Source organism: Peribacillus sp. YIM B13482, assembly GCF_042787975.1.
Classification (GTDB): Bacteria; Bacillota; Bacilli; order Bacillales; family DSM-1321; genus Peribacillus; species Peribacillus simplex_A.
On record NZ_JBHZPF010000037.1, the window covers coordinates 39250 to 49889 of the forward strand.

Here is a 10640-nt window from a genome sequence, read left to right on the forward strand (position 1 = left end):
AAGGGGTAGGATTCATGTTTGTCACTACAGTAGGAAGAGCCGATAAAGAAACGATTATATTAGCCGAAAAGTTAGCTGAAGAATTACAGATCCCCTTTATAGCGCGAAGAAAACGATCGGTGAGAGCTATCCAATCGGAACATAATGAGGAGGATTGCCTCGTTTTTGGTAAAAAGCGGATGGAGTTATATCGGTACCAAGAAAAAGAACCATTCTTTTTTCACCCTAACCTTGCAATGATCCGTTTAAAAAGAATACTTCGGGGCGAAGGTGATCCATTTCTCATTGCCGGAGATATAAATGAAGGGAATTCTGTGCTTGATTGTACAATGGGCTTGGGCTCTGATGCGATTGTCGCAAGTTTTGCAGTGGGTGAAAATGGACAGGTTGTTGCATTGGAAGGAAATCAATATTTGGCCTTGCTCGTGGACCATGGTATGAAGACATGGGAGAATGCAGAAGAAAAGATGATTTCTGCGATGAGAAGAATAGAGGTCATTCAAGCGGATCATTACGAAATATTGAAGTCAATGCCGGATAATCATTTTGATGTCGTATATTTCGATCCCATGTTTGAGGAAACGATTCAGGAATCAAATGGAATCAAAGGATTGACTCATTTTGCGGAAGGTAAGGATTTATCAATGGAAATAATGAAAGAAGCCAAGCGGGTTGCGCGAAAGCGAGTCGTGTTGAAAGACCATTTCCGCAGCTCCCGCTTCGAGGAATTTGGGTTTGAGGTAGTAAAGAGAAAAACATCCAAATTTCATTTTGGCTTCATTTCCATTCTGTGATCAGGATTTATAATCTGTCTCGTCCAGACCCATGGCACAGCCTTCCCGGCTTGAATCTGCAGCACCATAATTCGAGCCATCAGGGTTGATTTGAATGGCTTGGACATTCCCTATAGAGTGGGGAACTTCATTAAAGGCAAAGCCCATTGCTTCCAAGTGACCTTTGCTGGTCATATCCATTCCTGCTTCCCATTCAATATGAGGGCCCATTGGAGTGAAAATTCTAGGTTCTTCAATGGCTGCTTTCAAGTCCATTTTTAAATCGAGTACATTGATGATTGTTTGAACGACAGAACTGATGATGGTTGGTCCTCCAGGGGATCCCAGCGTCAAGATCGGCTCGCCGTCTTTAAAGATGATGGTCGGGCTTTTACAACTGACAGGGCGTTTATTGGGCTGTACTTCATTCATGCCCCCTGGAATGGAATCGAAATCAGTCAGTTCGTTATTCAGCATGAAACCATAGTCGGAAACCATTATGCCCGAACCGAATGGATGCTCCACTGTAGAAGTGCATGCTGCGATATTCCCCCATCTGTCACGGACAGTGAAATGTGTCGTTTCACTGATATCTTCGTCATTTGGTTGTAGAATGACTTCCCTTTCTTTCACGGAATCATATATCCAAGGGTTTCCGAAGTCAATGGCATTATTCCTTGCTTTGAAATTAATGAACGAGCGGCGTTTAGCTATATATTCATCATGCATTAGACCCGCCAATGGCAATTCGGCAAATTCGGGATCAGCAAGAAATGCCTTTTTGTCTGTAAATGACAGGCGCATCGCTTCTGCAATTAAGTAATATTTTTCCCAAGAACGGACGTCATATTGTTCGATCTGGAAGCTCTCCAATATTTTTAGGATTTGGATGACCGTGAATCCGCCCGCACTAGGGGCCATAGATGATGCAATTCGATAATCCTTATAAGTCCCATACATTGGTTCATCAATGGTCGCTTCATAGTCCTTTAAATCAGAAAGTTCCATGAACCCTCCAAGTTCCTGGATACAGGAAATGATGCCCTCTCCGATTTCACCCTCATAAAAAGCGGAAATCCCTTCTCGTTGTAATATCCGATAGGTATTCGCCAATTTTTCTTTTATCAGTAAATCGCCATCCTGATATGGCTTTCCGTTTGGCATGAAGAACTTACGGGCTTCCTCGCCCAATCGGTATTCAAAGTTTTTAAGGGCATCGCAAAGAACCCAATTGACGGGAACCCCCTTTTCTGCGAATTCAATGGAGGGCTCGATAAGGTCAGCTAATGGCTTACTTCCATATTCGTTGAGTGCTTTATCCATAGCTTTCAGTATTCCAGGAACGCCAACTGCTGTAGCCTTGATCGAACGTTCTTTAAATGGGATGACTTCCCCTTTTTCATTTAGAAACATGTCTGGATGCGCGGCTTTAGGTGCCCTTACATGGCCATCGAATATTTTTGTATCCTTATCTTTAGCGTTATATACCATAAGGAAACCACTGCCGCCGATACCAGTCATCATGGGTTCTACAATATTTAGGGCAAATTGGATGGCGACCGCCGCATCGACTGCATTTCCACCTTCACGTAATATTTTTTCCCCGATGGAAGTGGCTACGGGATGAGCGGTAACGACCATTCCGGCCTTCCCTGTGGCGGTTTCCTTCTTGTAATCCTTATCTTTAGTGTTTTCATTGTTGTTTTTCAAAATGATTCCTCCAGTATTCAGTCCTTTTATCTGCCAAAATGTAAGCTTTATGTGAAAGAAAAACCTTGCCATTGGAGATAAATGACAAGGGATTTTTCGTAGGTATTTATTCTTAATCAGTAAATGTTAAATATACGAAAAATGCTAATGTTACAAGACATAAAGCCACCATGGCAGTCGTAGTTAAAGCCATATAAGACCCCTCCTTAAAAAGACTTGAATCTAATTATGTTCTCCAAATATCGTCAAAATCCTTCATCAAAATGTAGAATTGTTGATATTTAGTAAAAAGTTAGGGTTAATAAAGTTTATATAGGTATATATCCTTTTTTTTGATTTTTAAAACATGGGTACCTATATATTAGTAATTACTAAAAAATAAAAGTATACTAAATATAAAGATAATACAAAAAAAGGAGGGGGAGTGTGAGTTGAAAGCAGCGATTTGGATCAGGAAAAGTCTCGTCATTTTATTATCCGTTTTGACGTTTGGTCTTGTCACGCCTTCAGAGCTGGCGTGGCTTGCTGAAGCCAATTCGTTAAAGGATACTAAAAAAGGGTTAGTGGATGAAGAAGGGTTAGCCTACCTTTCTTCACAGCAACCGATTGAACTTAAGGAGGAATTCAACCGGGAAGAATTTTTATCGGGCATACTGAATAAAGCAGAGGTAAACGCATTTATGAAGTTTGGCGATAAGATCAATCCTAAAATTGGCGATGAGTTCAAAATGACCATCTTACCAAAAATGGAAGAAGCCATTACGGAAATGGCTGCCCAATTTCCAGATGAAAAATTACAGCAATTAACGATCACTGAGCAGCCGAGTGCGGGCAGGGCCGAGAAAATTTTTCATATTTATGATTCAAACAGCGGCAAGGATATTATCAGATTCCATGTCAGGCAGGAAAATCCACCAATGGAAGGGTATTGGTTCGATTTTCACTATCATACCCATCATGATTCATTTGCCACCCATTATGATTTAGGGAAAATATATTGGGACAAAAATACGCCCCCAGAGTGGACGAGTAAACAAAGGCTCTCATAATGGATCGATTCTTTGATTTTATATATGTGTAAGAGTATGATGAGAATGAAATTTCTAATAGGCATTAAATGATACGTTGTCATGCAACGTATTTATTTTGTGTTTAAAATAAAGTAGAGTTTTTAACATTACTGGGAACAATGTTATTTTATACGGTTTTCTAATTATGCAGGTATAGTAGCAGAGGAGTCTTTATCATGTCAGAGTTGTTAAATAATATCATTCAAACATATGCCCAATTTTTTGACTGGCATATGTGGGTGGAGGTTTTATCCGACCCAGTAAGCTGGGGGTTGATCGGAACGCTCGTTTTAATGGAAGGATTACTATCGGCGGATAACGCTTTGGTATTAGCTGTAATGGTCAGGCACCTTCCGGATAAACGACGGAAAAAAGCACTTTTTTATGGTTTATTAGGCGCATACGCTTTTAGATTTATAGCGATTGGAATCGGTGTTTTCCTCATTAAGCTTTGGTGGGTGAAGGTGATTGGAGCAGCCTACCTTGGTTGGCTCTCATTTAAATACTTTCGGGATAAAAGAAAAAAACAAGCTGGCATTGATGAAGATATCCAGGGAATGAGTAACAACAGCTTGTTGATCCGAATCTTTGGTACATTTTGGGGGACGGTTGCGGCAGTGGAATTGATGGATATAGCATTTTCCGTCGATAGTGTCTTGGCCGCTTTCGGGGTGAGTGAAAAAGTCTGGGTCCTTTTGGCCGGTGGGATGATTGGTGTCTTGATGATGCGGGGAGTGGCGGGGTTATTTTTAAAATTGATAGATAAGGTTCCTGAATTGGAAACTGCCGCTTACGTTCTTATCGGATTCATTGCTATAAAAATGCTAATTGCCGTTGCAGGGATCGAAATCCCGCCTGCGATATTTTTTACCCTTATTTTAATGATTTTCGGCACCACGATTGTATTTCATTTGAAGAAAGGGAAAAAGCGTAAAGAACATGGTTGATCACCATTTAAAAAAGCAGACATCAAAAATGATGTCTGCTTTTTTTTTGGAGAATATCAAGTAATTGAAGAAGGGCGGTAAATGTAGTGAAGAAAAGCAAAGGCAATAAGAAGGTAAGCCAAAGAGAAGGGAGTAGTGGATGCAGTAGTAGGCCAAAGAAAATGGAGAACAGAAAAAGGTCGAGAATGATGAACACCTTCAAACTGTAAATATCAAGGACTTCATCAGCAAGTTCCCGGTTCTCATTCAAGCTGGCTTTTTTATTATTGGTTTCCATGCAATCACCCTAAACCTTATACAATTATATACTATTGATATATGAAAAGACTGGAAAAATGGTTCTTCTCAAGGAAGAGCTGCGACAAAATTACCATAAAAACATAGAGTTTTTACACTAAGTTAATATGTTATACTAATATAATAGTGTGGAAGATTCAGAGACTTTAAAATACATATACACTCTTAACGATTATGAGAAATGAAGAAAGGGGAGAAGATTGTGAAAAGTAAAAAATGGTTAACTTTACTTGCATTATTTGCCTTTCTCCTCTCAATGCTCTCCTATTCCCTAGCGAAAGATGAAGGAGTAAAATGGCGGAATTTGCCCAAAGATAACCTCTTAAGACAAGCTGAATTTTTTAAGGATAATAAAGAATTACAAAGAATATTTTTATTTCCAGAAGGGGAATACGATGAAAAGGAAGCACTGAAAATTGTAGGAACCATTGATAAATTGCCTCATTCCCTTTTAGTAAAAACTGCTGACAGCGGTGTAAGGATCAAACTCTTTAATGGTTCTTTAACTGAAAATCGATCTGCGGCTAAATTAAAGGGGAAAACGCCGCGTGGTTATTTGAATAAAAAAACAACTTGGGATGATGTGCCTGGGATGGGGGGATCTCATACTGTATTGGTTAAAATCGGAGCGAGCGATAAAGGTAAAGGGCATGGCTCCGTAAATCTGGAACTGCATGAGTTAGGGCATTCCATTGATAATATAGTTTATGGTGGGATTCGTGAAGACATGGATTACTTGAAGATTTGGGGTAAGGAAGTGAATGGACTGTTCCCTGGACAGTCGTATTTTTCCAATTACCCTGAGGAATACTTTGCAGAAACGTTTGCCATGTTTTATGTGAATTTCGAACAAAATCAATTACTTAAACAAAAAGCACCCGAGACTTATAATTTTATTAAACAATTAGATTAACCATTGGACTATAATACGTTAAAATAAGGAGAATGAAAGAAGAAAAGGTGGTTTATCATGAAGCAATATTTAGATTTATGTAAGCATGTGCTCGAGAATGGCACTCAAAAAGGAGATCGTACGGGAACAGGAACGATCAGTACCTTTGGATATCAAATGAGATTCAATTTAAAAGATGGATTCCCTGTACTTACAACGAAAAAGGTTAGTTTAAAAGCGATTATCCATGAACTATTATGGTTTTTGAAGGGCGATACAAATGTTGGCTACCTTCAGGAAAATAACGTGCGCATTTGGAATGAATGGGCTGATGAAAAGGGAGAATTAGGTCCGATTTATGGCCATCAATGGCGTTCTTGGGGAACGGCTGATGGAAGGCAAATCGACCAAATCAGTGAATTGATTGAACAAATCAAAACGAATCCAAATTCAAGAAGGCTGATAGTGAGTGCTTGGAATGTTGGGGAACTGGACGAAATGGCCTTGCCACCTTGTCATGCATTCTTTCAATTCTATGTGGCTGATGGCAAGCTTTCGTGCCAGCTATATCAACGTTCAGCAGACGTTTTTTTAGGTGTTCCTTTTAATATAGCTTCGTATGCGCTATTAACAATGATGATCGCCCAGGTGTGTGATTTGGAAGTTGGCGAATTTGTACATACTTTTGGGGATGTCCACATCTATTCTAACCACCTTGAACAAGTTGAACTGCAGTTGACACGTGATCCCAAACCATTGCCGATCATGAAAATAAATCCGGAAGTGAAAAATATCTTTGATTTTAGCTTCGAGGACTTCGTTCTGGAAAATTACGAAGCTCATCCCCATATAAAAGGTGAGGTTAGCATATGATATCGTTGATAGTCGCTATGGATCAAAACCGTGTAATCGGGAATAATAATCAACTGCCATGGCATTTACCGGCAGATTTGCAGTATTTTAAAAAAGTGACGATGGGCCATCCAATCATCATGGGCCGAAAAACATTTGAATCAATCGGAAGGGTACTGCCTGGCCGTGAAAATGTCATCGTTACCCGTAATCCGGAGTATAAAGCGGAAGGCTGTTTAGTTTTACATGATACTTTAGAGATCAAAACGTTTGCAGACAACAGTAGGGATGAAGTATTCGTTATTGGCGGAGCCGAAATCTTCAAGGAAATCCTTCCTTATACCGATCGCCTGTATATAACGGAAATTCATGAAACCTTTGAAGGTGATACGTTCTTTCCCGTGATTGATGAAAATGAATGGGATAAAATCTCCTCAAACCCAGGAAGCATCGATGAAAAAAATCGATATGCACATGATTTTATTATTCTACAAAAAAAATAAACGATAAATCCGATTATGGAAAAATGACCATAATCGGATTTTTTTGTATGGAACGAACAAAAGAATGAATTTTTAGAAAAATCAATTACATTAATGTCAGTAAAGTGCTATAATGATTGAATCGATTAGGAAGGAAATGAGGTATTGTTATGAATCAGACTGCATCCATGAATAGGGGGATCCAATTGGAAGATATTCTAATTGCCTATAGAGAACTAAAAGAGATCGTTTTACACACTCCTTTACAAAAAAATCAGAGGCTCTCTGAAAAATATGAATGTAATGTATATTTAAAACGCGAGGATCTTCAACATGTACGTTCCTTTAAATTAAGAGGGGCTTACTATAAAATGAAAAGCTTGACCGAGGAAGAGACGAAGAATGGAGTCGTTTGTGCCAGTGCAGGAAACCATGCACAGGGAGTTGCGTTTTCATGCAGTCAATTAGGTATCCACGGGAAGATTTATATGCCTGCTACGACACCAAGGCAAAAAGTCGATCAAGTTCAGCTATTCGGTAGGGATAATGTGGAAATCATCCTGATTGGAGATACATTCGATGATGCATTTGCCAAGGCGATGGAATGCTGTGAAAAAGAAGAACGTTCCTTTATCCATCCATTTGACGATGAAAAGGTAATCGCAGGGCAGGGTACAACGGCCGTAGAAATCCTGAATGATTGTGAAGATGGAATCGACTATGTATTTGCAGCTATCGGCGGTGGTGGTTTAATGGCCGGATTATCAAGTTATTTCAAATCGGTTTCACCAAAAACGAAATGCATTGGAGTGGAGCCGCTTGGTGCTGCTTCGATGAAATACTCCTTTGATGAAGGAAAAGTTTCTGAACTTGAAAGCATAGATACATTTGTTGACGGAGCAGCTGTCAAGTGTGTGGGGCAGATGACATATCAGCTCTGTAAGGAAAACCTGGAAGATATCGTTGTCGTTCCTTCAGGGCAAATCTGCACGACGATTCTCGATTTATATAATCAGCATGCGATTGTCGCTGAGCCGGCAGGGGCTATATCTGTAGCCGCTTTGGATTTGTACAAAGAACAAATCAAAGGCAAAACGGTTGTTTGCATGGTCAGCGGAGGGAATAACGACATTGGGCGCATGCAGGAAATTAAGGAAAAATCCTTATTATATGAAGGACTGCTTTATTATTTTATCGTGAATTTCCCACAACGCGCTGGAGCTTTAAGGGAATTCCTTGATGAGGTGTTAGGACCGAATGACGATATTAGCCGTTTTGAATATACGAAGAAAAACAATAAAGAAAGCGGGCCGGCCCTTGTTGGTGTTGAGCTGAAGGATAAGAATGATTATGAAGGTCTCATTCTAAGAATGAACAAAAAAGGATTCTCTTTCGTTGAAGTCAATAAGGACAGTAATTTATTTCATTTATTGATTTAATCATGGACAAAGTGTTAAATTAGGATAGAATAATACTTATGTTTTTACATTTTATTCTACCTCCCAGTCGATCCGGGCTTACTGTCGATAATTGTTACCATTCTATGACGAATTGCCAGTGCTCTTTCAATTGGTTGGAAGTGGTATTATAATCGGGGTAGGGATAATTACAACACCAAAGGGGATGTATCCATGTCGAACATTGGAGTACCTGGTCTAATTCTCATCTTAATATTGGCATTAATTATTTTTGGACCGAAGAAACTTCCAGAGATAGGCCGTGCTTTTGGACAGACACTTCGTGAATTTAAAAAATCCACGAGTGACTTAACAAAAGATGATTATGAAGAAGATAAAAAAATAAAACAAAAAAATCATGAATGATTGAATGCTGGGCGTAAGATGGAATCGTCTTGCGCCTTTTTGCTGGAACAAAGATACGGATTTTCAGATGAAGGCGTGATCAACTTTGGAAGATAAAGAATTAAATATTATCGATCATCTCGATGAATTGAGAAAACGGCTCATCATTACAGCTGTTGCTTTTGTCATCTTTTTTATTGCCAGTTTTATTTATGTAGAAGAGATTTATAAATGGTTCGTGAAGGATCTAGATTTTGACCTGATGGTATTGGGACCAAGTGATATTATCTGGATTTACTTTATGCTCTCAGGCGTCGTAGCCATTGCGGCAACGATACCGGTAATTGCTCTGCAAATCTGGTTATTCGTTAAACCCGCTTTGATGCCAAATGAAGTAAGGGCGACCCTTGCCTATATTCCAGCGCTTTTCTTGCTTTTTATCGGAGGGCTTGCTTTTGGTTATTTTGTCATCTTCCCGACCATTCTTCAATTTTTGATTCAATTGGGCGATGGGATGTTCATAACCAGTTTTACAGCGGATAAGTACTTTTCATTCGTATTTAATATGACGATACCTTTTGCTATTTTATTTGAGCTTCCTGTCGTTACCATGTTTTTGACCTCCATTGGAATAATTAATCCTTATGTGCTTCAAAAGCTAAGGAAGTATGCTTACTTTGTACTGGTTGTCATTGCGATATCGATAACGCCGCCTGACTTTATGTCAGACTTTATGGTAATGGTTCCACTGCTGTTATTATACGAAATCAGTATTTCATTATCTAAAGTTGTCTATAAACGCAGGGTGAAGCGTGAAAGTTTGCGGGAAGAATCATTAAACAACGAGGAAGGTTTATAAAAAAAGACCCTTGAATGCATTTGGCCTGCAGTATCCCGAATAATGGACACTTAAAAAAGATCCCTTATTGGACTTACCCCCTTCTAGTAGACAGTTTAAAAAAGACTAGGTAACCATCGAGATTCGATATTCAATCGGAGCTCGATGGTTCATTCGTTTTTGGAACCGTTTGCGTTATGGAAAGATGTAAATTTTAATTGCTAGAATCTGTTCTTCTTCTATTTGAAAATGATTGAGATAAAACATATCAGATATAAAATGAGAGCAGAATGATTCGACACAGGCGTTGTCATGGCAGTTTCCTTTGCGAGAGTGGCTGCAGATATGGGCACCTGCCTGTTGAAGTCTAGGATGATAAACATGAGATGTGTATTGGAATCCTTAATCTGTTCCGTATACATCTCTTTTTTTGTGGTTCACAAAAAAGCATTCCCTCGTAAGGGTAATTGTCATGCGAGGGTAACCTTATTCCTTGTGCTATATGTTAATCTGTTGTATCCGTTCACGAATATATCGTCCTTTGAAAGACGGAATTGTCTTTGAGTATTTGTTGAACGCCAATTATAGTAGCTGGAGCGATTTAACTGAGCATTGATAATAAGCCAGATTACTTTGAATGGAGAATGTAGTCCTTCAATAATCTCGTACTTATTCGTCTGAAAAAGGAGACCTCCTGATAGATTTGGATACTGCTTTTTTAAGTAAGGCACCTGGGCCTTAGTATTCCAATACTTCTTCCACGCTATCGAATTTTTTTTACGAGAAACCGACCCCTACAAGGTTTTTTTAGCCCTTGTTACCACTGCTTTTTCCCGTTGAGTCTAAAAAAACCGTCAGTATCTTGATATTTTCGCACCCAATCCATTAACTGCGTTTTACTTTTAGGCTCTTTTCGTAAAGATTGTTGTTTTTAAAACGAAACTATTTAAGGTTGATTGGAGCGGAAGTGCGAGACT

11 protein-coding genes are annotated in these 10640 nt (G+C 39.2%); 9 read left to right on the forward strand and 2 right to left on the reverse strand.

Features of this window, described 5'->3' with window-relative positions; genetic code table 11:
- Positions 1 to 14: 14 nt before the first annotated feature.
- Entirely contained in the window at positions 15 to 794 is a 780-nt protein-coding gene (locus ACFX4L_RS17075) for a class I SAM-dependent methyltransferase (RefSeq protein WP_377381970.1), read from the forward strand.
- On the opposite strand, the gene ggt is transcribed toward ACFX4L_RS17075, so the two are convergent.
- On the reverse strand, positions 795 to 2483 hold the full coding sequence (gene ggt / locus ACFX4L_RS17080) for a gamma-glutamyltransferase (RefSeq protein ID WP_377381967.1): 1689 nt from the start codon (positions 2481 to 2483) through the stop codon (positions 795 to 797). It lies immediately after the preceding gene.
- Positions 2484 to 2914: 431 nt separating this feature from the next.
- Here ggt and ACFX4L_RS17085 point away from each other — a divergent pair, with 431 nt between their 5' ends.
- Both ACFX4L_RS17085 and ACFX4L_RS17090 read left to right on the forward strand, forming a co-directional pair.
- Positions 2915 to 3532, forward strand: coding sequence for a YpjP family protein (locus tag ACFX4L_RS17085; RefSeq protein ID WP_377405714.1), 618 nt, complete (start codon positions 2915 to 2917; stop codon positions 3530 to 3532).
- Positions 3533 to 3729: 197 nt separating this feature from the next.
- Positions 3730 to 4500 (forward strand): TerC family protein, encoded by a 771-nt coding sequence (locus ACFX4L_RS17090; protein ID WP_377405716.1) that lies wholly within the window; start codon positions 3730 to 3732, stop codon positions 4498 to 4500.
- Between the two features lie 22 nt (positions 4501 to 4522).
- Here the strand turns inward: ACFX4L_RS17090 and ACFX4L_RS17095 are convergent, their stop codons facing one another.
- On the reverse strand, positions 4523 to 4777 hold the full coding sequence (locus tag ACFX4L_RS17095; RefSeq protein ID WP_061463633.1) for a hypothetical protein: 255 nt from the start codon (positions 4775 to 4777) through the stop codon (positions 4523 to 4525).
- A 222-nt stretch (positions 4778 to 4999) separates the two neighbouring features.
- On the opposite strand from ACFX4L_RS17095, the gene ACFX4L_RS17100 reads away from it, so the two are divergent.
- The 6 genes from ACFX4L_RS17100 (at position 5000) to tatC (ending at position 9684) form a co-directional block, all read left to right on the forward strand.
- On the forward strand, positions 5000 to 5710 hold the full coding sequence (locus ACFX4L_RS17100) for an anthrax toxin lethal factor-related metalloendopeptidase (protein WP_286141010.1): 711 nt from the start codon (positions 5000 to 5002) through the stop codon (positions 5708 to 5710).
- Positions 5711 to 5767: 57 nt separating this feature from the next.
- On the forward strand, positions 5768 to 6562 hold the full coding sequence (locus ACFX4L_RS17105; protein WP_061463631.1) for a thymidylate synthase: 795 nt from the start codon (positions 5768 to 5770) through the stop codon (positions 6560 to 6562).
- On the forward strand, positions 6559 to 7044 hold the full coding sequence (locus ACFX4L_RS17110; protein ID WP_284470432.1) for a dihydrofolate reductase: 486 nt from the start codon (positions 6559 to 6561) through the stop codon (positions 7042 to 7044). The genes ACFX4L_RS17105 and ACFX4L_RS17110 overlap by 4 nt, the downstream gene beginning before the upstream one ends.
- A gap of 149 nt (positions 7045 to 7193) precedes the next feature.
- Positions 7194 to 8462, forward strand: coding sequence for a threonine ammonia-lyase IlvA (gene ilvA / locus ACFX4L_RS17115; protein ID WP_125163544.1), 1269 nt, complete (start codon positions 7194 to 7196; stop codon positions 8460 to 8462).
- Between the two features lie 192 nt (positions 8463 to 8654).
- Entirely contained in the window at positions 8655 to 8846 is a 192-nt protein-coding gene (locus tag ACFX4L_RS17120; RefSeq protein WP_377381961.1) for a twin-arginine translocase TatA/TatE family subunit, read from the forward strand.
- A gap of 85 nt (positions 8847 to 8931) precedes the next feature.
- Positions 8932 to 9684 (forward strand): twin-arginine translocase subunit TatC, encoded by a 753-nt coding sequence (gene tatC, locus ACFX4L_RS17125; RefSeq protein WP_377381958.1) that lies wholly within the window; start codon positions 8932 to 8934, stop codon positions 9682 to 9684.
- Positions 9685 to 10640 lie beyond the last annotated feature (956 nt).

Coding starts and splice junctions, on each gene's coding strand:
- ACFX4L_RS17075 (WP_377381970.1), top strand. CDS start 15: ATGTTTGTCACTACAGTAGGAAGAGCCGATAAAGAAACGATTATATTA.
- ilvA (WP_125163544.1), top strand. CDS start 7,194: ATGAATCAGACTGCATCCATGAATAGGGGGATCCAATTGGAAGATATT.
- ACFX4L_RS17105 (WP_061463631.1), top strand. CDS start 5,768: ATGAAGCAATATTTAGATTTATGTAAGCATGTGCTCGAGAATGGCACT.
- ACFX4L_RS17120 (WP_377381961.1), top strand. CDS start 8,655: ATGTCGAACATTGGAGTACCTGGTCTAATTCTCATCTTAATATTGGCA.
- ACFX4L_RS17095 (WP_061463633.1), bottom strand. CDS start 4,777: ATGGAAACCAATAATAAAAAAGCCAGCTTGAATGAGAACCGGGAACTT.
- ACFX4L_RS17110 (WP_284470432.1), top strand. CDS start 6,559: ATGATATCGTTGATAGTCGCTATGGATCAAAACCGTGTAATCGGGAAT.
- ACFX4L_RS17090 (WP_377405716.1), top strand. CDS start 3,730: ATGTCAGAGTTGTTAAATAATATCATTCAAACATATGCCCAATTTTTT.